Raw genomic sequence first — 22,901 nt, 5'->3', positions numbered from 1 at the left:
AAAGGTGTGCTCATGAAAGAAATTAAGATGGGAGCCATTCTTTCGTATCTGACAATCGGTTGCACGATGATTTCTTCCCTTCTTTTTACCCCTTTTATGATTTCGCTTCTTGGACAGGAAGAATTTGGATTATATTCCTTAATGATTGTCCTTGTTGGCTATCTTTCTATTTTAGATTTAGGGTTGGGCAATGCGATTGTACGCTATATTGCTAGAAATAGAGCAATAGCAGATAAGGCATTAGAAGCATCATTAAATGGATTTTTTTTGAAATTATTTATGGGTATTGGCTTTCTTACATTATTGATAGGCTTTTTCCTATTTTCACAAGTACATATTATTTTTGGACAAAGCTTATCTGGAGACCAATTAGCCAAAGCCAAAGTAATGGGCTATATCATGACGATTAGTGTAGCGGTGCAATTTCCACTAGGTGTTTTTACTTCCATCTTACAAGCATATGAAAAATTTATTTTTATTAAATTAACAACATTACTACAGGTGATTGTACAGCCTTTGACAATGTTGTTTTTTCTGTTACAGGGAACCGATGCGGTAACATTAATCTATATTATTGCTATTTATAATATTCTCTTTTTAGTGTTGGATGCCGTTTATTGTATGAAAGTCTTATCCATCCGATTTACATTTACTTTAAAAAACATAAAGCTTATAAAGGAAATTTTTATCTATTCTTTTTTCATTTTCATTACAGTCATTGTCGATAAAATCTATTGGCAAACGGATCAAGTACTATTAGGCATATTCAAAGGGACTGAGGATGTGGCAGTTTATGCGGTAGCTATGCAAATAGTGCTCATATTTATGTCACTTGCGTTAGCCATAAGCGGTTTATATCTACCTCGTATTTCTATGCTTGTCACAAAAGAAGATGGCTTATTAGAAATTAACCAATTATTCATTAAAGTGGGCGCCATTCAGTTTTTAGTAGTTGGCTATATACTAGGCGGTTTTTTTCTGTTTGGAAAAGAATTTTTATTACTGTGGTTAGGCAAGGATTTTATGGCCATCTATGCAATTGTTCTTATTATTATGGTGCCATTCAGTATTGATCTCATACAAAATTTAGGTATTAATGTGTTGAAGGCGAAGAATCTTTTTAAATTTAGAACCATTTTGTTAATGATAGTGGCGGTCGTCAATATCATTGTATCCATACCGGCTATCTATTTTTATGGAAAAATGGGCACAGCAATTATTACAGCATGTTCTTTATTTATTGGAAATGTAGTAATCATGAATATTTATTACTATAAAAAAATTGGTTTAGATATTTTGGGTTTTTGGCGAACAATTAGCAGGCTCGTTTTAGCATTTATAATGGCTATTTGCTGTAGTCAGCTTTTATGGGATTTAACGAAACCTCCCATTACTTGGGTCTCTATCATCATTTATATTTGTTATTATACTGTTCTGGCTGGTGGGAGCCTTTTCTTTATTGGCATGACAAAAGAGCACAGAAGAAAGTGGATAGAGTTATTACGTAAAGGAGGGGCAAAATTTTGGTCTTAGTAAGTGTGATTGTCCCTGTTTATAATGCCGAGAATTATTTGAACAAATGTCTTACGAGTATTTGTCATCAAAGTTTAAAGGACATTGAAATTATTACGATTAATGATGGTAGCGAAGATCAATCATTGACGGTTTTACAAAATTTCGCACAGGTGGATGCTCGAATAACTGTTTTAGATACTGACAATGGTGGTGTGAGTAAGGCAAGAAATTTAGGGATGGAACAAGCCAAGGGACAATATATTACTTTTGTTGATGCGGATGATTGGCTAGAGCTAACTATGCTGGAAGAACTATTTCTCGCCTGTAGACTGACAGGTAGCAATATTGTTAAATGCGATTTATTTTGGCAGGAGGAAATAGGAAGTAGGCAGCTATATTATCCCTCAAAGACATACTTTACTTATAGCGCAACCGCTTGTTTAAATAAATTATTTACAGAAATAGGCGAAAAGCATTTTGGTTTTGCCAGCTGTAAACTATATAAAAAATCCTTTATAGATTTGCATAAACTAAAATTTGATGAAACGATGAATTTTGCAGAAGACACAGTGTTTCTAACGAGAGCTGTTATAAAGAATCAATCCATCTGCTATGTCCCAAAACAGCTTTATTACTATAATGTAGGCAATCAAAATTCCCTCACAAGTAGAGCTATGAGCAATGTAAGAAATAATTATGATTTGTTGTATAAAAAGCTTTCTGAGGAATTACAGAGTGGAGAGGTTTATGAGAAAGTAAAAAATAGCTTTTTAAATTACCAATTTGAAGGGCTCCTTGTTATTCTTCATCAATGCCCAGCTAAACCACAGGCCATTAAAAATGCCCTTCAATCCTTTTTACAAGCGTATCCAGAAGTATTGAAGGTGAAGCTAATGAACCGTAAACTACAACAATTTATTTTTTTAAAGCTCATAAAAATGAATTGGCTTACTTTATCCTCAACATTAATTTACATGAAGGTGAAAAGAGCAAAGTGATATAATGCCCAGATATTTATTTTATTTTGCTTAATCCTCCACCTAGCGTTACAATTAATGATGTTATTCAAGGTACGTAAAGTCTGTTTTTTAGAGACGTAATGGAAAGAAAGAGTGGTTGAAAAAATGAAAGTTTTATTTATTGGCGATATTGTTGGTTCAATTGGTCGGGATGCAGTAGAGAAATATTTACCTCGCTTAAAAAAGAAATATAATGTTGATGTTGTCATTGCCAACGGTGAAAATGCTGCGGCAGGACGCGGAATTACACATAATATTTATAATGACCTGCTACAAATGGGTGTAGACGTTATTACGATGGGTAATCATACATGGGATAATAAAGATATATTTGATTTTATTGATGATGCTGATTATTTAATACGTCCAGCAAATTTTTCAGAAGAAGCACCAGGTAAAGGCATGGTGCAAATTTCTAAAAATGGTGTGACATTATCTGTCATTAATTTACATGGTCGTGTATTTTTACCACCTCATGAGGACCCATTTGCGATGGCAGAAAAATTGATTGAAGAAGCTCGTCAAACATCACCGCTTGTATTTGTAGATTTCCATGCGGAGGCAACTAGTGAAAAGATCGCTCTTGGCTGGCACTTAGATGGAAAGGCTTCTGCAGTTGTTGGGACGCATACACATGTGCAAACAGCAGATGCACGCATTTATCCTAATGGAACAGCTTATATTACGGATGTAGGTATGACAGGTCCATATGATGAGATTTTAGGGATGACGAAGGAAAGTGTTATTTATAAATTCCAAACAAATATGCCATCTCGTTTTGAAGTACCGAAAAAAGGCCGAGAAGTATTGAGTGGTTTCTTTGTAGAGATTGATAATCAAACAGGGAAGGCTAAAACCTGTGAACGCATTTATATAAATGAAGATTATCCATTCCAAGGATAAAAAAGTCGAAGAATGTTGATTTACAGCGCTTTTACCGAGGAAACAGGATTCTTTGTGAAACTAGTCTATTTCCGTTTTGCGGAGCATAAAATGTGCTACGGACAATAACTTGAGGTCCAAAAAGGGGGACATGAGTTGTTGAGCGTAAACACTATTCGCGAAACGGGGAGGAATAATTGTGGATTCATTAAAAGTATCATCACGCTCTAATCCAAATTCAGTTGCAGGTGCATTAGTCGCGGTAATCAGAGAAAAAGGGCAAGCAGAAATGCAAGCAGTTGGGGCAGGTGCACTTAACCAAGCCGTGAAAGCAGTGGCCATCGCACGCGGATTTGTAGCGCCAAGTGGCACAGATTTAATTTGCGCGCCGGCGTTTGCCGATATTTTAATTGCTGGTGAAGAACGTACAGCCTTGAAGCTGCTAGTGGAAAAACGTAATCGATAAAAAAGTGTAATAAGTAAAATGCCTAGTCACATAATAAAGTGACGGGCATTTTTTCGTTTTCCTGTTTACATATGATAGATGTCACTTGAAATAGGCGCGTTATTTTGCTTGGATTTGAAAATTACAACTTTATGAACAGGATTTTCAGTCAAAGGTCTGATTTTCGCCTAAATCGTTGAGAAACAATAGTGCAGAAGGTTTCTTCGTGTTAAACTTATGAAGGAAAAATAATAGTACACATTGGATTTAAGGAGTTGTTGACATGTTACATCAGCTTTCATGGAAAGTCGGTGGGCAACAGGGTGAAGGGATTGAGAGTACAGGTGAAATCTTCTCAATGGCAATGAATCGTTTAGGGTATTTCCTATACGGTTATCGTCACTTCTCTTCTCGAATTAAAGGTGGCCATACGAATAATAAAATTACAGTTCGTCCAACAGAAGTACGTGCAATTGCGGATGATTTAGATATTTTAGTGGCGTTCGATCAGGAAACAATCGATGTCAATTATAAAGAACTTACAGAAAATGGTATTATTTTAGCGGATGCCAAATTTGATCCTGTTAAACCAGAAGATTCAAAGGCACCATTATTTGTTGTACCGTTTACGGAAATAGCAGCAGAGCTTGGGACGTCTTTGATGAAAAACATGGTAGCAATCGGAGCAACAGCGTCATTGCTAAATCTAGAAGATGCCGTGTTCCAAAATGTTGTCGATGATATTTTTGGGAAAAAGGGCGAAGAGGTCGTTCAAAAAAATATGGAAGCCATTACTCGTGGTCGTCAAATCATGAACGAGCTGTTAGGTGATCGTGTAGGTGCATGGGAAATTTCTCCTGCAGATGGCAAGCGTCGTATGTTTATGATTGGTAACGATGCAGTGGCGCTTGGTGCATTAGCTGCTGGGACACGCTTTATGGCAGCCTACCCAATTACGCCTGCTTCAGAAATTATGGAATACTTAATTAAAAAGTTACCGAAATTTGGTGGGACAGTTATTCAAACAGAGGATGAGATTGCCGCAGCAACAATGGCGATTGGCGCTAACTTTGGTGGTGTTCGTTCCTTTACAGCATCAGCTGGACCTGGTCTTTCACTGATGATGGAAGCAATTGGTCTTTCAGGTATGACAGAGCAGCCATTAGTGGTCGTTGATACACAACGTGGAGGTCCTTCAACTGGGCTACCAACAAAGCAAGAACAATCGGACTTAATGGCAATGCTTTACGGAACACATGGAGAAATCCCTAAAGTAGTTATTGCACCTTCTACAATGGAGGAAGCATTCTTTGATACAATCCAAGCATTTAATATTGCAGAGGAATTGCAATTACCAGTTATCTTAATGACAGATTTACAATTATCGCTAGGGAAACAATCTGTAGAACCATTTGATTACAGTAAGATTGAAATTCGTCGCGGTAAAATTGTGATTGATGATCTTGAAGAAGCCACTGATAAAGCCTACTTCAAACGTTATGAAGATACTGAAGATGGGGTTTCACCTCGAGTATTACCTGGTACATTACATGGTATTCATCACGTTACTGGTGTTGAGCATGATGAAACAGGAAAGCCATCTGAAGCAACAGGTAATCGTCAAGCACAAATGGATAAACGTTTCCGTAAATTAGAAAGTTTGAAATTTGATAACCCTGTATTTGTAAATGCACCACATGAGGAAGCCGAGATTTTATTAGTAGGCTTTAACTCAACAAGAGGAGCTATCGAAGAAGTGCAAGAACGACTAAATGCTCAAGGTATGAAAGTGAATCATGCACATATTCGTTTAGTTCACCCATTCCCATCTGCGGAAATGGCACCTCTTGTAGCACAGGCGAAAAAAGTGATCGTTGTAGAAAATAACTATACAGGTCAATTAGCTAATATTATGAAAATGAACATAGGTGGTCACGATAAAATCGCGACAATCACTAAATATAATGGTACACCATTCTTGCCAGGTGAATTAGAAAATCGTGTGAAGGAGTTGACTCGCTAATGGCAACATTTAAGGATTTTCGTAATGCAGTAAAGCCAAACTGGTGCCCAGGTTGTGGAGACTTCTCTGTACAGGCAGCTATTCAACGTGCTGCTGCCAATGTTGGAATTGAACCAAATGAACTTGCAGTAATTTCTGGAATCGGTTGTTCAGGTCGTATTTCAGGTTATATCAATTCTTATGGATTCCATGGTATTCATGGTCGTGCACTTCCCATTGCACAAGGATTAAAAATGGCCAATCGTGATTTACATGTTATTGCTTCTGGTGGCGACGGCGATGGATTTGCGATCGGTATGGGGCATACGATTCATGCAATCCGTCGAAATATTGATATTACGTATATTGTCATGGATAACCAAATTTACGGCTTAACAAAGGGCCAAACATCTCCACGTTCTGCTGCTGGATTCATCACTAAATCCACACCAGGTGGAGCAATTGAGCCATCGTTAAAACCTTTAGAAGTTGCATTAACAAGTGGTGCTACATTTGTGGCACAAGGCTTCTCAACAGATATTAAAGAATTGACGGCTTTAATTGAAGCAGGGATCAACCATAAAGGCTTCTCATTCATCAATGTCTTTTCACCTTGTGTCACATATAACAAAGTGAACACATACGATTGGTTTAAAGAGAATTTAACAAAATTAGCGGATGTTGAAGGTTATGATCACTCAGATCGTGGTATGGCGATGCGTACAGTGATGGAAAATGAGGGCTTAGTAACAGGAATTATTTATCATGATACAGAAACAGCATCTTATCAAGAGAAAGTACCTGGCTACTCCGAGTTACCATTAACAGATATCGATATTAAAATGAGTGAAAATGATTTCAATGAGCTAGTAAAAGAATTTATGTAAAATGATAGAGTCAAAGCATTTGGACTGGTAATAGTCCAAATGCTTTTTTTGTTGTATGAATGTATTGCATGTAGAGTTAGAAAACAGCAGTAATGATACAAAAATATGTGAATTCATATTCAAGTTGTGAAACTAAAACAAATACAAGGGGCTAGTAGAGGTAAAAATCTCCCCGAAAATGCTACAATAAAAGAAAAAAAGAGGCGATGCACGTGAATAACGTCATTGATTTTATTGCAAAGAAAAAAGAACGTGAAGAAAGGCAGCGTGCGCAGGATTTAGAGCGTTATGTGGCGACACACTGCAATTTCGAACAACCAGAAAATATTGATGCACTCGTTGAGGGCAAACTGATAGAAGTCAAAGACCACTCGTTATTTCTGGGCTTTCTGTCCATTTTAAAGGATGAGCAAATAGAGCCGATGACTATATTTCAGGATGTCTTCACTTTAGAACCCGCTCGTTTTGAAATGTCTTACAATATGAGATGGTGGTCTGTTGTTCAACTAGCGTTTACATTTTTAACAATTTTAAAGGAGAATGAGCCGCATACATATGCTGATTTTTTAGGTCTCTCCAAATAATCTAAGTATGTGTACGTCTGGTCAATCACACGTACACATACAACACCCCCTATGTTCTTCAATTAATTTTTAATTCTCTATAGATCATTCTATTCATTCATAGATATTTATAATTTCTCAATAATTTTTACTAAATATTTTAACGACCTCCATACTTGCTTAATGTTTGTTTTATACCATTACAGGTGTAAGCAAATAAAAATAAACAAAAACAAATGGAGGGTCCAACACATGGCAATTCAAAAGTTGTGGAAAAAAGGCTTAATTGGTGCACTAGCTATTTCCATGTTGGCAGCTTGTTCAGACAGTTCATCAGGTGCAAACGAGGTAAATGAAGATGTAACGCTTGAAGAAATTACGACAAAAGCAAAGGAAGAGGGAACTGTCAATTCTGTTGGTATGCCTGATACATGGGCGAACTGGGTGGAAACTTGGGAGGAGCTAGGAACTGAATATAGCATTAAACACAAAGATACAGATATGTCGAGTGCTGAAGAGCTAGCGAAGTTTGAAGCGGAGAAAGATGATGCTACAGCAGATATCGGTGATGTAGGGATTGCTTTTGGTCCAATTGCCAAGGACAAGGGTCTAACGTTACCATACAAAACTTCTTACTGGGATGAGATACCTAATTGGGCTAAAGACGATGAAGGCCATTGGATCGTAGGCTATACTGGAACTATTTCATTTTTAACAGATAAAAATAATGTAAAAGTTGCCCCTAAATCGTGGGAGGATTTAAAAAATGGCGATTATACAGTCAGCATTGGGGATGCATTAACAGCTAACCAAGCACAGTTTGCTATTTTAGCAGCTGCTATGGCATTTGGTGGGGATGAATCCAATATTCAACCTGGGATTGATTTTTTTGCTGAGTTAGCGAAGCAAGGTAGATTACAGGGTGATCCATCGGTCGCAAACTTAGAAAAAGGAGAAATTGATGTCGCGATCTTATGGGATTTCAATGCCTTAGGCTATCGTCACCAAATTGATGAGGACCGTTTTGAGGTAGTGATACCAAATGAGGGATCTGTTACTTCAGGCTATGCAACGATCATTAACAAGTATGCGAAAAACCCACATGCGGCCATGCTAGCACGTGAATATATTTTATCTGATGCAGGTCAAGAAAATTTAGCAAAAGGCTATGCAAGACCAATTCGAGACAAAGTAGACCTACCACAGGATGTTAAAGATTTATTATTACCAGCTGATATGTATAACAATGCTCAGCCAGTAAACGATCAAAAGCAATGGGAAGAAACAACGAAGCAAATTCCACAATTATATCAGGAGCAGGTGTTAATCCATGCAAAATAAGAAACTAGTTCTTATTGTCGTTGATGCACTACGCTTTGATACTGCTTGTAGCCATATGGGATTTTTACACCATTTAGTAGAGCGAAAGGTAGCAGCGCGCTATAAAATTTGTTCGGAGGTTCCAGCGTTATCCCGACCATTGTATGAAACTATTTTAACAGGGACACCCCCCATCGTTCATGGTGTCACAAGCAATATGACCGTCCGTTTATCGACTCAAAAAAGTGTCTTTCATGTTGCGAAGGAACACGGATTGACTACTGCAGCCTCAGCCTATTATTGGGTAAGCGAACTTTATAACAGAGCACCATTTAACCATATGGCTGACAGAATTCAATTGGATACATCCTTACCAATTGACAATGGATTGTTCTATTTTGAGGATCATTATCCGGATAGTCATGTATTTGCAGATGCAGCGTGGCTAATGGATGAAAAGCAGCCTGATTTCCTTTATATTCATCCGATGAATGTTGATGATGATGGTCATAAATTCACTGCGGATTCCGCACAATATCGCAATCGTGTTTTAGCGATGGATGCCTTATTATCATTATTCATCCCAAAATGTATGGCGCAAGGGTATGAGGTCATTGTTACAGCGGATCATGGCATGACGAGTGATGGCAATCATGGAGGAACAACGGATGAGGATCGATATGTTCCACTGTTTGTGATAGCCGATTCTATCAAGGCAGGGATAAATGAGGGTGTCGTTTCACAATTACAAATTGCACCACTATGCTGTCATTTATTGAATATGGAGCCTACTGATGAGATGGTGCCACTTTTGCTTGAAGGTGTGTATGCAGCAAAAGAGGTTTAACTAATAATAGTCGCTCCTATTAGACTGACTGGAGCGACTATTATCCCCTTGAGCAGCAGTAATTATAGAAAGAAGTGATTGTGTTGATATCGAAGCGGCAATCCATTGCTTGGCTTTCTCCTTTTCTAGTATTACTATTATTATTTTTCCTTGTCCCTTTATTGTATATGCTCATAACTAGCTTTCAAAATAGTGATGGCTTTACGCTGGCACAATACAAGGCGGTTTTTACAAACGGCTATATTCTACAGGGGTTTAAAAATAGTATTACCTTATCCGTCATTTCAGCTATTATCGCGTTAATGGTTACATTGTTCGCGGTCTATGCCATGATGAAGTTTTCTGAGCCAGTAAGGGAGAAAATTTTAATACTAACAAATTTAACATCTAATTTTTCGGGTATTCCGTTAGCGTTTGCTTTTATCGTGTTACTTGGCAACAGTGGTTTATTTACACTGTTATTTGAAAAATGGGATATTGATGCACTGTCATCATTTTCACTTTATAGTTGGGGTGGTCTTTTATTAATTTATATTTACTTTCAGCTTCCGCTATCGCTTATGCTATTATATCCGATTTATGATGGAATCCAGCAGCAGTGGAAGGAGGCAGCTGCACTTTTAGGGGCATCCAGTTGGCAGTTTTGGATGAAAATTGGTTTACCAGTTATGCTACCAGGGATTGTCGGAACTTTTAGTGTGTTATTTGCTAATGCTATGGGGGCGTATGCCTCTGCCTATGCGCTGACGAGCAGTAATTATAACTTAGTGGCGATTCGTATTGGCTCATTAATTAAGGGTGATATCTTTGCCCAACCAGAGCTAGCAAGTGCGATAGCGGTCATTTTAGCCGTATCCATGGTAACGGCTATGTTAATTAGTGAGTGGAGCATCTCAAAAACAAGGAGGAAACTTAAATGAAGAAGAGGGGCTTGGCCGATTTATTTTTCCTCCTATTAGTTGGGTATCTTATATTGCCCGTTCTAGCAACGATGCTCTATGCTTTTGCATCAAAATGGAATAAAACGATATTACCAGAAGGATTTACATTAAAATGGTTTACCGCATTGTTTCAGGATAGTGATTTTATTCAAGCATTTGGACGTTCAGTATTATTAGCAGGAGGTGCTGTTAGTATTGCGCTCCTTGTTATTGTGCCAGCCATCTTCGTTATTGTCTTGTACTTTCCTACGTATGAAAAGTGGATACAGATGGCTGTTGTCATGGTTTATTCTTTTCCAGGAATCATTTTAGCGGTAGGACTTATCCGCGTTTATAGTCAAATAGGGATACCGATGATTTTCGTTGTTTTAGGGGCCTATGTTGTTGGCATTCTACCTTATATCTATCAGGGCACACGAAATAGTTTGCGAAATATAGATGCAAGGCAACTTCTTGATGCAGCTCAATTGCTTGGCGCCTCTAAAAGGCAAGCATTCACAAAAATTTTACTGCCTACAGTTTATCCCGGCTTATTTGCAGGTGCGCTGTTATCTTTCTCTGTTTTATTTGGCGAATTTGTCTTAATTAATCTTGTTGTGGGCTCTCGCTTTGAAACCGTTCAAATTTATTTAATGAAAAAACTAAGTACAAGTGGACATATTGCTAGTGCAGTAGTTTTCATTTATATCGTGCTGATGGGTTTATTAACATTTGTCATTGCAATAGTAACGAAACGATCGAAAGGTGCTACAAATCTATGAGTTATCTTGTTATTGAAGGGCTTCATAAAAACTATGGGTCATCAACTGTTTTATCGAATATTAATATGAAAATTGACAAAGGTGAATTTATTACTTTATTAGGACCGAGTGGCTGTGGAAAAAGTACGATTCTTCGTATTGTTGCAGGCTTAACGGATGCAACGGCAGGCAAAATTTCCATTGAAGGTAAAGATATGAATGGTGTACAGCCGAAGGATCGTCAAGTGGGGATGGTTTTTCAATCCTATGCACTTTTCCCGAATATGACCGTTCAAGAAAATGTCGCCTTTGGTTTGCGTATGCAAAAAGAGAATTCAGTTGAGCTAGAACAGCGCGTTCAAGACATGTTGGAGCTTGTTCATTTAAGCGAAAAAGCGCACGCTTATCCGAAAGAACTATCGGGAGGTCAACAACAACGTGTTGCACTAGCGCGAGCGTTAATTGTCCGACCTAAAGTATTGTTATTAGACGAGCCACTTAGTGCGCTAGATGCTCAAATACGTAAGAAGCTTCAGGCAGATTTACGGGCCATTCAACGGAAGCTCAATATGACGATGATTTTAGTAACGCATGATCAGGAAGAGGCCATGGCTGTTTCAGATAGAATATTTGTAATGAATAATGGCAGTATTGCGCAAAGTGGGACACCAACTGAGATTTATACAAGACCTGATAATGAATTTATTGCTAATTTTATTGGGCATTATAATGTTTTTTCTCGACAGGTTTTACAGCAAATGCTCGGAGAACCTTTACCAGAGCCACACCGTAAATTTGCGATTCGTCCTGAAGCTTTGCATTTCGATAAAAGAAATGGTGATCTGTGTTTAACAGGAATAGCGAAACAATCGTTAATGAGTGGCAATATCATTCGAACAATGTTTGAGGGGGAGGTCTTATTTACAATCGAGCAGCTGCATCAACAGGGCTATTCAATTGAAATGGGAGCAACCTATAAGTGTTATGTCGCAAAAGAAGATGTGATTGCATTATCATGACTTACGCAAAACTAGAAAGATTCGAATTCATATTAAAACAATTAGAGTGGGAAGGGAAAATTATTGTTGCGAATATTGCTGATGCGCTTCAAGTAGCTCCTGAAACAATACGAAGAGACTTTGATGAATTAGAGCAACAGCGTTTGTTAACAAGAGTGCATGGTGGGGCTATTAAATATACGAACGTACGCAATGAGCCTGCCTTTTTGCGTAAGCTACAAATGCAGAAAGAGGCTAAGCGTCAAATTGCTCGTATGGCCGCAAAACGGATTAGCGATGGAGATACGATAGCAATTGATACGGGGACGACAACGGTTCATATTGCAGATTTTCTACTAGCTGTTGACGATATAACAGTTGTTACAAACTCGATTGCAGCAGCTGTCCAGTTTAATTTAGCTATAGAGGAAAGACGCATGACTGGGAAGGTTATTTTACTAGGTGGTACCGCGAATCCGCGACAATCCTCTGTCGCAGGAGCTATGACTTTGGAAATGTTAGATAATATGAATTTTGATAAAGCATTTATTTCATGTGGTGGCATTAGTGATGGTGTTGTTTACGATTATGATTTAGATGAATCTCTCATTTCAAAAAAAATGCAAAAGCATAGTAAGGTCAATTATTTATTAGCGGATGCATCGAAAATTAATGGAAAATCATTTTTTCAAATTTGTCATCTTGAAGAATGTACGGAAATTTTTTGTGAAAATACCTGTCCATTAGAATGGCAGGCTTATGAAGAAAAATGGACGGTATGTAATGGAGGGAAAAGTTGATGACAATTGATTATCATGTACATTTAGAAGAGGGGCCTTATTCATCGCGCTGGCTAGAGCGTACATCACAGGCGCTTGAGTTCTTTCAACATGTGGATGCTACTGCACAGGGTTCAAAGGAGCAGATGACCTTTCAACTACAGAGGTTAACAAAGAGGGTTCAAAATGGCTGCTATAGTGAGGAATGGTTGGATTTATATCTTCAGCAAGCAAAGCAGCTTGGTTTACGAGAGATTGGCATTGTTGATCACTTATATCGTTTTAAGGAGACGCGTGCTTATTTCGAGCGCTTTATGAAATTGGACGATAGTAAGATTGGTCAATTACAGCGATATTGGCTAGATCGTGTCATGACAGAAAATATCGATACTTTTGTCTCTACCATTCAGCAGGCGAAGGAAAAATGGCACCGAGAAGGCATTGCCTTGAAGCTAGGTATAGAGGCAGATTATTTTATAGGTGGGGAAATGGAGCTAACTTCATTATTAGCCGAACATCCGTGGGATTATGTAATCGGTTCAGTCCATTTTGTAGATGGCTGGGGCTTTGATAATCCCCAAACAGAATATCTATTTAAGCAAATGAGTCCGCAAGCATTACAAGAAAACTATGAGCGATTTTTTATGACTGTTGAAAACATGATTCAGTCCAAACTATTTGATTTTGTGGCCCATCTTGACAACTTTAAAGTATTTAATTATCAGGTAGAGGATCAGGCATTTCTAAAAGTTTGGTATGAACGTATCGCACAAGCTTTAACGTCAACTGAAACTGCCACGGAGATCAATGCCGGGTTGTATTATCGTTATCCTGTAAAAGAAATGTGCCCTGGCCCTCGCTTTTTACAAACCTTACTTGACTATGGGGTTATTTTTACAGTTTCCTCAGATGCCCATTTCCCTGATGATTTAGGAAAGCATACATTTGCCAATACAGACTTGCTAAAGAGCCATGGGGTTCAATCCATCGTCTCTTTTGAACAACGCATTAAAAAATTTATAGAAATATAGATACGGGAGAAGGCACTAAAGTTTTTATATTAGTGTCTTTTATTTGTGCTACATATGTCCAATCTAGTTCGCATACAAATGAATAAATTCATTTTTACTAGAGAGGTGATCCAATTGTCATACCTACATGTACAACCATTTTTGCCTATTGTTATACAATCAGGACAGCATGCCTACGGGGTAGCTCGTTCATTTTATGAGGCCTATACTATTAAGAGCCTTGTCATCGAGCCAGCTAGAAAGCGGGGGAATTTCCAATCATTTTTCTCCAGTGGTACGCGGGGAATCGCTACGCAAAATAGTCGTATCCTTGACTTTCGATATGTAGAGAATTTAGATGACCCTAACCATTTTGTACAAGCGCTGTTGACGCTGGCAAAGCAGTTTCAGCATCAACGATTGATATTATTAGTTTGCGACTGCTTCTACGCAGAGCTGATCATTAAAAATAAAGAGCAGCTAAAAAAATATTTTATTTTACCCTATATCGACCAAGTTTTGCTCAAGAAGGTTCAAACAAAGGAAAAATTTTATCAACTTTGTGACTTGTATAAGTTAAAATACCCCCAAACAGTGACTGTAACAAAGGAACAACAGACAAACTGCTTCATACCATTCCAATACCCAATCATTATTAAACCTTCCAATTCTGTGGCGTACTCTAGCTGCTCCTTTCCTGAGAAGAAAAAAATTTATCTAGTCCATAATGACAGTGAGATGCAACAGATTGTTCGCAGTATTTATAGCTCAAGCTATCAGGACACTTTAATTTTACAAGAGTTTATCCCCGGTGATGATTCGTTCATTCGCGTATTAGACGTCTATGTAGGGAGAGATAAAAAAGTGAAATTGATGTGTTTAAGCAATAAGCTTTTTGAGGACCCCTCCCCGCAAAACAAAGGTATCTCTTTAGCTGTCATGATCGATTATGATGAGCAATTGATGGATACAATCCGGCATCTGTTAGAGGACATCGGTTATACGGGTTTTGCCAATTTTGATATGAAATATGATCCGCGTGATGGGGAGTATAAGTTATTTGAGCTCAATTTACGAGCCGGTTCTTCCAGCTATTATGTAACAGCGAGCGGCCATAACTTCATGCAATATGTAGTGGATGATTATTTATTACACATCCCGCTTGAACGAACATATGTCCAAACTAAGCATTTGTGGTCACTACTGCCTCCAAAAACTTTATATAAATGTATGGGAAATGAAAAATTAAAAATTGAAGCCAAACGATTAGTGAAACAAGGCCGATATACAAATGCTTTATTTTATAAAGAGGATATGAGTATGAAGCGTTGGGTCAAGCTGAAATTATACAATGGATACTTATATATAAAGCATAGGAAGTATTTTATTGATCGTAACGTTTAGCTCTCTTATTAGATAAGATAAAACTTGAAATTGGACGGATTTATCCTTTCAGCTACTTGTAATTAAGTCGAAACCACGACATTTGAAGCGCAAGCCTTGTAGGAAGTATCAACTATTCAGTATAATAGTAAGATGGAAATTCAAGTGCATGGATTTCGTTTGAAAGGAGTTACCTGATTGCGATGAATGAGGAACAACGCTTAGCTAATCAACAGGTCAATCAACCAAAAAAAGAAGACAAGCCTGAAAAGGATTACAGTAAATATTTTGAGAAGGTCTTTACGGCACCTTCCTTAAAAGATGCTAAAAAACGTGGTAAAGAAGATGTGAAATACCATAAGGATTTTAGCATTGATGATCAATTTGCAGGAATGGGTAAAGATCGTACTTTCTACATTCGTACTTATGGCTGCCAAATGAATGAGCATGACACAGAAGTAATGGCTGGTATTTTTATGCAGTTGGGTTACACACCAACTGAAATAATTGAAGAGGCTGACGTCGTCTTGCTGAATACATGTGCCATTCGAGAAAATGCAGAAAACAAAGTATTTGGAGAACTTGGTTTCCTGTTGAAATATAAACGAAAAAACCCAGAGATGCTAATCGGGGTTTGTGGCTGTATGTCGCAAGAGGAATCGGTTGTAAATAAAATTTTAAGAAGCTATCCACATGTCGATATGGTTTTTGGAACGCATAATATTCACCGCCTTCCAAACATTCTTAAAGAAGCGTATATGTCGAAAGAAATGGTCGTAGAAGTTTGGTCTAAAGAAGGCGATGTGATTGAAAATCTGCCGAAGAAACGTCTTGGTTCCATTAAAGCATGGGTTAATATTATGTATGGTTGCGATAAATTCTGTACGTATTGTATCGTACCGTATACACGTGGAAAAGAGCGTAGTCGTCGTCCAGAGGAGATCATTGCTGAGGTCCGAGAGCTAGCGGCAGCGGGCTATCAGGAGATTATGTTGCTTGGTCAAAATGTCAACGCTTACGGAAAAGACTTTGAGGATATCGAATATCGTCTTGGGGATTTAATGGATGCTTTAAGAAAAATTGATATTCCACGAATTCGTTTTACAACGAGTCACCCTCGAGATTTCGATGATCAACTAATCGAAGTACTTGCAAAACGTGGTAATTTAGTAGAACATATTCATTTGCCAGTACAATCTGGCTCTAATGACATTTTAAAAATTATGGCTCGTAAATATACACGTGAGCATTTCCTGACATTAGTAGAAAAAATTAAAGCTGCAATTCCTGAAGTAACATTAACGACAGATATTATCGTTGGCTACCCAAACGAAACGGAGGAACAATTTGAGGAAACGCTTTCCCTATACCGTGAAGTTGGCTTTGAGGCAGCATTTACGTATATCTATTCTCCTCGTGAAGGGACTCCGGCTGCAAAAATGGTCGATAATGTACCTGAAGAGGTGAAAAAGGAACGACTTCAACGTTTAAATGAAGTGGTGGGTGAGTATTCACGCAAAGCCTTAGAGCGTTTAAATGGTGAGGTTGTCGAAGTATTAGTTGAAGGAACAAGTAAACGACGAGATGATGTGCTAGCAGGCTATACGCGAAAAAATCGTCTGGTTAACTTTAAAGCACCAGCAGAAGTAATTGGTCAATTAGTAAAAGTTAAAATTATAGAGACTACATCTTATTCACTTACTGGTGAGTTTTTGGAAGTCGTAAAAAATGAAAAGGTGGAAGCGTAAATGACACAAATCTTATTCACAAAAGAAGATTTAATTAAAAAATCACATGAAATTGCACATATGATTGCAAATACACCAGAGGTTGAATTTTTCAAAAAGGCAGAAGCTCAAATCAATGAAAATCAACAAGTACGTGAACGAATCGCAAGTTTAAAAAGTTTACAAAAACAAGCGGTTAATTTCCAACACTTAGGAAAAGAAAAAGCGCTAAAAATGATAGAAGATAAAATTGCTAAAATCGAAGAAGAAATTAATGACATTCCAGTTGTTCAACAATTTAAAGAATCGCAAGGCGATGTAAATGATTTATTGCAATTAGTATCAAATACGATCGCTAATAATGTAACAAATGAAATTATCCGCTCAACAGGTGGCGATGTGCTACGTGGTGAAACGGGTTCATATGTAGACAATTCTCAACCAGGTAGCTGTTCTTAACAGATTATAGAAGTAAAGCTCGAATGACAGCATTCGAGCTTTTTTATGTTTATTTCTATGGGGGAATGCTCTCGCTATAGCAGTCATCTTTCGAAAAGAGTTGTGGAGGAATCATTTAATTCTCTAAAATATATGTTCACCCAATGGGCGCTACCTGCATATGATGGAGTGAAAAGAGTCGAAGGAGGAATTGCGCTGAAACGTTTACGACAAATCGTGACGAAAGCAGTAGTTGCCAAAGGGAAGAAGAGAACGGAAGAGCGTGTAACATTATCACCAACAAATAAACCGACAAGTATTTTAGGATGCTGGGTAATTAACCATACTTGCTCTGCTAAAAGAGTCGGGAAATTTGTAGAAGTAACAGGGAAATTTGATGTCAATGTATGGTATGCCTATAGTAATCATTCAAAGACAGCTGTGTTTTCGGAAACAATTCACTATAAAGACAAAGTGAAGCTTCACTATCGAGAAGGGGAAATTAGCGTTGGTGATGATGTTCGTGTACGGGTAATACAAGAACCGAATTGTATTGAAGCAGTAATTTCTTCATGTGGGACGAAATTTGAAATTGTAGTAGAACGTGAAGTGGTTGTGGAAGTAATGGGTGAAACAACAATTTGTATTAGTGTACATCCGCTAGATTATGAAGAAGACTGGAGCCTTAATGATGAGAGTTCATCATCATCGTCCTCATCTAGCTCAAGCTCAAGCTCATCGTCAAGCTCTGATGGAGAAGGTAGGTATGTATTAGAGTCATCATCGTTTCCTGATGAACGACCAAGATAATTTTAGAAACCATTATTTTTCGATACATGCGAAACGCTAGCATCTTAAAAAAGGTGAATGAAGCGTTTCGCATGTATCTTTTGTTATAATAAAACTATCTATAGGTAAGAGCGAGGTAAATATTTATATGACAACATATACACCAATGATGCAACAGTATCTACAGGTTAAAGAAGATTACAAGGATGCCTTTTTATTTTTTAGATTAGGTGACTTTTATGAAATGTTTTTTGAGGATGCCATTAATGCCTCACAAATTCTAGAAATTACGTTAACGAGCCGGGATGCTGGCGCAAAAGAACGAATTCCAATGTGTGGTGTGCCGCATCATTCGGCTAAAAATTATATTGAAACACTTGTGCAAAAAGGCTATAAAGTGGCTATTTGTGAACAAACAGAAGATCCAAAGCAAGCAAAAGGCGTGGTCAAACGTGAAGTCGTTCAACTCATCACACCCGGTACAATTATGGAAGGTAAGACACTTGAAGGGAAATCCAATCATTTTATTGGAGCAGCCGAACAACTGGATGACACAACATTTGGCTATGCATATCTAGATTTATCAACAGGTGAAGCCGTGGCTTCGTCCATTGAAGGCGATGGCAAAGCATTATTAATGCAAATGCAGGCCTATGGTATTCGGGAACTTATTGTAACGGATGGTTTACAGTTATTGTTAGCAGAACATGCTGCAAATGCCGCCATTGTACTGTCAGTGGAAACCGATGAAATGACGGTGGATAAAGCAGCTAGCTATGTAGAAGCTGTTCCATCAGCCCTACAAATTTCATGCCTTCGATTATTGGCCTATATAGATAAAACACAAATGCGTTCGTTATCACATATTCAAGCATTTACGTTTAATGAAATGAAACATTATTTACGCATTGATTCTAGCTCAAAGCGAAATTTAGAGCTCATTCAATCCATTCGCGGTGGAGATCAAAAAGGGACACTGTTATGGTTGCTCGATGATACCGTCACAGCAATGGGTGGCCGTAAATTAAAACAATGGCTCCATCAGCCGCTTGCCACACGCTCAGCTATTGAGTCTAGACTAGCGATTGTGACTGATTTATTAGAAGAATATTTTGTTCGAACAGAGTTACAAACTGCCTTAAAACAGGTATATGATTTAGAGCGGCTAGCTGGTCGCGTTGCTTTTGGCAATGTAGGTGGCCGTGATTTAGCGCAATTACGTGATTCGTTGCGCCAAGTGCCAGCTATTCAGCAGCAGTTATTAGGTGCGGGTAAGGAGACACTTCAACAACTAGGGGCAGCTCTCGATACATGTACAGCTGTTGAGGAGCTTTTAGCAAATGCTATAACGGATAATCCGCCAATTACCATTAAAGAAGGGGATGTGATTCGAGATGGCTATCATGAACGATTAGACGAGCTTCGATATGCCGCTCGCAATGGTAAGGATTGGATTGCTCAGCTCGAGCAAGAAGAGCGTTTGAAAACAGGCATTAAAAACTTAAAAATTGGCTATAATCGCATCTTTGGTTATTATATTGAAATTACAAAATCGAATATCCATTTAGCGGATTTAACTCGTTATGAGCGCAAACAGACGCTAGCTAATGCAGAGCGCTATATTACACAGGAATTAAAAGAAAAAGAAGCATTGATTTTAAATGCTGAAGAAGAAAGCCTTACACTAGAGTACAACCTATTTGTAGAAATTCGAGATGCATTAAAGGAATTTATTCCACGTGTACAAGCACTGGCAGCAAGTATAAGTGAGTTAGATGTTTTGCTAAGCTTTGCGAGCATCTCAGAAAAATATCGTTTTACAAAACCACAATTCCATAATGGACGAGCGCTTGAAATCATTGAAGGTCGCCATCCTGTTGTAGAAAAAATGTTGAATAAGCAAATGTATGTACCAAACGATTGTGTGCTAGAAGAACAGAATAATATGATGCTTATTACTGGGCCGAATATGTCTGGTAAAAGTACCTATATGCGTCAGGTAGCATTAATTGTTGTCATGGCACAAATGGGCTGCTATGTACCTGCTGAAAAGGCGAAGCTACCTATTACTGACCAAATTTTCACTCGCATCGGTGCAGCTGATGATTTAGCAGCAGGGCAATCTACATTTATGGTAGAAATGCTTGAATCTCAACACGCCATTATGCATGCTACAAAAAACAGTTTAATGTTATTTGATGAAATAGGTCGTGGTACCTCTACTTATGATGGGATGAGTTTAGCTCAATCCATGATGGAATATATTCATGACAAAATCGGTGCTAATACGTTGTTTTCTACGCATTATCATGAATTAACAGCTCTTGAAAAGGATTTACCACGCTTACAAAATGTACATGTCGCAGCGACCGAAAAAAATGGCATGGTTGTGTTCCTGCATAAGGTGAAAAAAGGTGCTGCTGATAAATCATATGGTATTCATGTGGCACAATTAGCGCAATTACCAGAAGAAATTTTGGCAAGAGCACGTGTGCTATTGGAAAACTTTGAGGCTGGGAACGAAGTAGTGGCTGAAACACAGAAAATAGTAGAACCGCCACTGCAAATGTCCTTATTTACTGAAGAAGAGCCAATTGCACCAGCTGGGGCAGAAGCTGGGGCAGAGGTGTTAAAAAAATTAGAGAAAGTTAATATTTTAGGAACTTCACCGATGCAGGCAATGAATATTTTATATGAGTTACAGCAAGAGTTATTAAACATGAAAAAATAAAGGAGTGATTCGTTAGTGGGAAACATACAAATTATGGACGAATGGCTCTCCAATAAAATTGCAGCAGGAGAAGTAGTTGAAAGACCAGCTTCAGTTGTCAAAGAGCTTGTAGAAAATGCGATTGATGCGGGAAGTACGTCCATTGATGTTTTTTTACTAGAAGCGGGTCTCACTTCCATTCAAGTAATTGATAATGGTAGCGGTATGGATGAAGAGGATGCCATCATGTCATTCTCTCGCCATGCAACAAGTAAAATCCATCAAGAACATGATTTATTTCGTATTCGGACATTGGGCTTCCGTGGTGAGGCATTAGCATCTATAGCTTCTGTTTCAAAAATGACTTTAATTACATCGAACGGTGAATCCGGTACACATTTAGAGCTGGAGGGTGGTCATATGTTGACGCATAAGCCCGGCCCTTTACGTAAAGGGACAGATCTGACGGTATCACAATTATTCTTTAACACACCTGCTCGCTTAAAATATATGAAAACTATTCAAACTGAACTTGGGCACACTATAGACTTAATGAATCGTCTTGCGCTTAGTAACCCTCAAATTGCTTTTCGATTATTGCATAATGGTCAAATATTACTCCAAACAAATGGACGAGGAGATGTGCAACAAGTGCTTGCTGCCATTTATGGGGTACATAATGCTAAGAAAATGGTGTCATTCCAAGGGGAGTCACACGATTATCGCATTTCTGGCTATGTGACCCTACCAGAGGTGACGCGGGCTTCAAAAAATTATATGTCTCTATTCGTCAATGGTCGCTGGGTTAAGCATTATTTAGTACAGAAAGCTATTGTTGATGCCTACCATACGTATTTACCGATTGAACGTTTTCCTATTGTGGTTCTTTATATAGAGGGAGATCCATTTTTGACAGATGTTAATGTGCATCCTGCGAAACATCAAATTCGTTTAAGTAAGGAGCCAGAGCTTTTAAAATTAATCGAAGACACTATCCGTGAAAGAATACGTAGCGTTATTCGCGTACCACAAATGGAGAAAAAAGAAAAAATCGTCAAGCCGGCTACAGAGCAATTAAATATTTGGAAGCCTGCACCTCAGATAGATGTGGAGAAGATGAATGCAATTGTAGAGAAGTTATATGATGTGCAAACCGTTCAAGAAAACAATCGAGAAACTACAGTAGAGCCAGAGCCTGTTTCTACTATTGTGGAGGATTACGCGCAGCCTATTCAGCCATTACAGGCTGAAGAAATAGAAGAAGTAACTGTTGTGGAGCAACATGAGGAATTAGTAAATGAGACGGCTAAGGAACCGTTCCCTGAGCTAGAAGTAGTCGGGCAAATCCATGGCACATACATTGTCGCCCAAATGGAGGATGGTTTTTATTTAATTGATCAACATGCTGCACAAGAGCGCATTAAATATGAATTTTTCCGGGAAAAGGTCGGACAAGTTAATCCACATGAGCGTCAGGCATTACTGCTTCCACTAACATTCCATTATGCGGCCGATGAGGCACTTTTATTACGAGAACACAAACATGAATTAGAAGCAATAGGCGTATTCTTAGAGGAATTTGGACAATCTTCCTTTGTTGTACGCGAGCATCCTAGCTGGTTCCCTAAAGGTGAGGAACAGGAAATTATTGAAGATTTAATTGAACAGGTGCTGACGACTAAAAAGGCAGATGTAAAGAAATTACGTGAAGCCGCTGCGATTATGATGAGCTGTAAAAAATCTATTAAGGCCAACTATTATTTAACGAAAGAACAAATGGAAATATTGCTGAGAGATTTACGCAAAGCTGATAATCCATTTACATGTCCACATGGACGTCCAGTGCTCATTCATTTTACATCGTATGAAGTGGAGAAAATGTTCAAACGGGTCATGTAGTGAAAAG

General features: G+C 38.2%; 20 protein-coding genes. All 20 read left to right on the top strand.

The window, feature by feature from the left end:
- The first annotated feature begins 12 nt into the window (after positions 1 to 12).
- Positions 13 to 1,533 carry an oligosaccharide flippase family protein gene (locus C9J29_RS00790; RefSeq protein ID WP_107921503.1) on the top strand — a complete coding sequence of 507 codons (1,521 nt, stop codon included), beginning with the start codon at positions 13 to 15 and terminating at the stop codon, positions 1,531 to 1,533.
- Complete coding sequence (locus tag C9J29_RS00785; protein ID WP_008178905.1) at positions 1,524 to 2,513, top strand: glycosyltransferase family 2 protein; 990 nt, start codon at positions 1,524 to 1,526, stop codon at positions 2,511 to 2,513. The genes C9J29_RS00790 and C9J29_RS00785 overlap by 10 nt, the downstream gene beginning before the upstream one ends.
- A gap of 126 nt (positions 2,514 to 2,639) precedes the next feature.
- Positions 2,640 to 3,437: a TIGR00282 family metallophosphoesterase gene (locus tag C9J29_RS00780; protein WP_008178904.1), complete on the top strand. Its 798-nt coding sequence runs from the start codon at positions 2,640 to 2,642 to the stop codon at positions 3,435 to 3,437.
- A gap of 178 nt (positions 3,438 to 3,615) precedes the next feature.
- The gene (locus C9J29_RS00775; RefSeq protein WP_008178903.1) at positions 3,616 to 3,882 is read left to right on the top strand and encodes a stage V sporulation protein S; all 267 of its coding nucleotides are present in this window, start codon (positions 3,616 to 3,618) and stop codon (positions 3,880 to 3,882) included.
- Positions 3,883 to 4,144: 262 nt separating this feature from the next.
- Positions 4,145 to 5,884 carry a 2-oxoacid:acceptor oxidoreductase subunit alpha gene (locus C9J29_RS00770; protein ID WP_008178902.1) on the top strand — a complete coding sequence of 580 codons (1,740 nt, stop codon included), beginning with the start codon at positions 4,145 to 4,147 and terminating at the stop codon, positions 5,882 to 5,884.
- The gene (locus tag C9J29_RS00765) at positions 5,884 to 6,750 is read left to right on the top strand and encodes a 2-oxoacid:ferredoxin oxidoreductase subunit beta (protein WP_008178901.1); all 867 of its coding nucleotides are present in this window, start codon (positions 5,884 to 5,886) and stop codon (positions 6,748 to 6,750) included. The genes C9J29_RS00770 and C9J29_RS00765 overlap by 1 nt, the downstream gene beginning before the upstream one ends.
- A 206-nt stretch (positions 6,751 to 6,956) precedes the next feature.
- On the top strand, positions 6,957 to 7,334 hold the full coding sequence (locus tag C9J29_RS00760) for a hypothetical protein (RefSeq protein ID WP_008178900.1): 378 nt from the start codon (positions 6,957 to 6,959) through the stop codon (positions 7,332 to 7,334).
- 231 nt (positions 7,335 to 7,565) lie between these two features.
- Positions 7,566 to 8,654: an ABC transporter substrate-binding protein gene (locus tag C9J29_RS00755; protein WP_107921502.1), complete on the top strand. Its 1,089-nt coding sequence runs from the start codon at positions 7,566 to 7,568 to the stop codon at positions 8,652 to 8,654.
- A complete protein-coding gene (locus C9J29_RS00750; protein ID WP_008178898.1) occupies positions 8,644 to 9,480 on the top strand; it encodes an alkaline phosphatase family protein in 837 nt (278 codons plus the stop codon). Before C9J29_RS00755 ends, C9J29_RS00750 begins: the two co-directional genes overlap by 11 nt.
- Positions 9,481 to 9,554: 74 nt before the next feature.
- A complete protein-coding gene (locus C9J29_RS00745; RefSeq protein ID WP_008178897.1) occupies positions 9,555 to 10,400 on the top strand; it encodes an ABC transporter permease in 846 nt (281 codons plus the stop codon).
- Complete coding sequence (locus C9J29_RS00740) at positions 10,397 to 11,182, top strand: ABC transporter permease (protein WP_043990538.1); 786 nt, start codon at positions 10,397 to 10,399, stop codon at positions 11,180 to 11,182. The genes C9J29_RS00745 and C9J29_RS00740 overlap by 4 nt, the downstream gene beginning before the upstream one ends.
- Entirely contained in the window at positions 11,179 to 12,180 is a 1,002-nt protein-coding gene (locus C9J29_RS00735; RefSeq protein WP_008178894.1) for an ABC transporter ATP-binding protein, read from the top strand. Before C9J29_RS00740 ends, C9J29_RS00735 begins: the two co-directional genes overlap by 4 nt.
- Positions 12,177 to 12,959 (top strand): DeoR/GlpR family DNA-binding transcription regulator, encoded by a 783-nt coding sequence (locus tag C9J29_RS00730; protein WP_008178893.1) that lies wholly within the window; start codon positions 12,177 to 12,179, stop codon positions 12,957 to 12,959. Before C9J29_RS00735 ends, C9J29_RS00730 begins: the two co-directional genes overlap by 4 nt.
- Positions 12,959 to 13,969, top strand: a complete 1,011-nt coding sequence (locus tag C9J29_RS00725) for a histidinol phosphate phosphatase domain-containing protein (RefSeq protein ID WP_089985377.1) — start codon at positions 12,959 to 12,961, stop codon at positions 13,967 to 13,969. The genes C9J29_RS00730 and C9J29_RS00725 overlap by 1 nt, the downstream gene beginning before the upstream one ends.
- A gap of 78 nt (positions 13,970 to 14,047) precedes the next feature.
- Positions 14,048 to 15,352 carry a carboxylate--amine ligase gene (locus C9J29_RS00720; RefSeq protein WP_107921731.1) on the top strand — a complete coding sequence of 435 codons (1,305 nt, stop codon included), beginning with the start codon at positions 14,048 to 14,050 and terminating at the stop codon, positions 15,350 to 15,352.
- A 182-nt stretch (positions 15,353 to 15,534) separates the two neighbouring features.
- On the top strand, positions 15,535 to 17,079 hold the full coding sequence (gene miaB / locus C9J29_RS00715; protein ID WP_008178889.1) for a tRNA (N6-isopentenyl adenosine(37)-C2)-methylthiotransferase MiaB: 1,545 nt from the start codon (positions 15,535 to 15,537) through the stop codon (positions 17,077 to 17,079).
- A complete protein-coding gene (locus C9J29_RS00710) occupies positions 17,080 to 17,517 on the top strand; it encodes a YlbF/YmcA family competence regulator (protein WP_008178888.1) in 438 nt (145 codons plus the stop codon).
- Between the two features lie 132 nt (positions 17,518 to 17,649).
- Complete coding sequence (cotE, locus tag C9J29_RS00705; RefSeq protein ID WP_225316246.1) at positions 17,650 to 18,306, top strand: outer spore coat protein CotE; 657 nt, start codon at positions 17,650 to 17,652, stop codon at positions 18,304 to 18,306.
- Between the two features lie 127 nt (positions 18,307 to 18,433).
- Positions 18,434 to 21,016 (top strand): DNA mismatch repair protein MutS, encoded by a 2,583-nt coding sequence (gene mutS / locus C9J29_RS00700; RefSeq protein ID WP_107921501.1) that lies wholly within the window; start codon positions 18,434 to 18,436, stop codon positions 21,014 to 21,016.
- 15 nt (positions 21,017 to 21,031) lie between these two features.
- Entirely contained in the window at positions 21,032 to 22,894 is a 1,863-nt protein-coding gene (gene mutL / locus C9J29_RS00695) for a DNA mismatch repair endonuclease MutL (RefSeq protein ID WP_107921500.1), read from the top strand.
- Positions 22,895 to 22,901: the final 7 nt, after the last annotated feature.

The sequence above is a fragment of the Lysinibacillus fusiformis genome (assembly GCF_003049525.1).
Taxonomy (GTDB): Bacteria; Bacillota; Bacilli; order Bacillales_A; family Planococcaceae; genus Lysinibacillus; species Lysinibacillus fusiformis.
The sequence above is the reverse complement of the archived record's forward strand: the minus strand, read 5'-3'. Positions and strand labels throughout refer to the sequence as shown.

What these genes read in the sequence shown, in the direction of transcription:
- C9J29_RS00790 (WP_107921503.1), top strand. Translation starts at nt 13, where the DNA reads ATGAAAGAAATTAAGATGGGAGCCATTCTTTCGTATCTGACAATCGGT.
- C9J29_RS00780 (WP_008178904.1), top strand. Translation starts at nt 2,640, where the DNA reads ATGAAAGTTTTATTTATTGGCGATATTGTTGGTTCAATTGGTCGGGAT.
- C9J29_RS00770 (WP_008178902.1), top strand. Translation starts at nt 4,145, where the DNA reads ATGTTACATCAGCTTTCATGGAAAGTCGGTGGGCAACAGGGTGAAGGG.
- C9J29_RS00765 (WP_008178901.1), top strand. Translation starts at nt 5,884, where the DNA reads ATGGCAACATTTAAGGATTTTCGTAATGCAGTAAAGCCAAACTGGTGC.
- C9J29_RS00760 (WP_008178900.1), top strand. Translation starts at nt 6,957, where the DNA reads ATGCACGTGAATAACGTCATTGATTTTATTGCAAAGAAAAAAGAACGT.
- C9J29_RS00755 (WP_107921502.1), top strand. Translation starts at nt 7,566, where the DNA reads ATGGCAATTCAAAAGTTGTGGAAAAAAGGCTTAATTGGTGCACTAGCT.
- C9J29_RS00750 (WP_008178898.1), top strand. Translation starts at nt 8,644, where the DNA reads ATGCAAAATAAGAAACTAGTTCTTATTGTCGTTGATGCACTACGCTTT.
- C9J29_RS00740 (WP_043990538.1), top strand. Translation starts at nt 10,397, where the DNA reads ATGAAGAAGAGGGGCTTGGCCGATTTATTTTTCCTCCTATTAGTTGGG.
- C9J29_RS00735 (WP_008178894.1), top strand. Translation starts at nt 11,179, where the DNA reads ATGAGTTATCTTGTTATTGAAGGGCTTCATAAAAACTATGGGTCATCA.
- C9J29_RS00730 (WP_008178893.1), top strand. Translation starts at nt 12,177, where the DNA reads ATGACTTACGCAAAACTAGAAAGATTCGAATTCATATTAAAACAATTA.
- C9J29_RS00725 (WP_089985377.1), top strand. Translation starts at nt 12,959, where the DNA reads ATGACAATTGATTATCATGTACATTTAGAAGAGGGGCCTTATTCATCG.
- C9J29_RS00720 (WP_107921731.1), top strand. Translation starts at nt 14,048, where the DNA reads ATGAATAAATTCATTTTTACTAGAGAGGTGATCCAATTGTCATACCTA.
- miaB (WP_008178889.1), top strand. Translation starts at nt 15,535, where the DNA reads ATGAATGAGGAACAACGCTTAGCTAATCAACAGGTCAATCAACCAAAA.
- C9J29_RS00710 (WP_008178888.1), top strand. Translation starts at nt 17,080, where the DNA reads ATGACACAAATCTTATTCACAAAAGAAGATTTAATTAAAAAATCACAT.
- cotE (WP_225316246.1), top strand. Translation starts at nt 17,650, where the DNA reads ATGTTCACCCAATGGGCGCTACCTGCATATGATGGAGTGAAAAGAGTC.
- mutS (WP_107921501.1), top strand. Translation starts at nt 18,434, where the DNA reads ATGACAACATATACACCAATGATGCAACAGTATCTACAGGTTAAAGAA.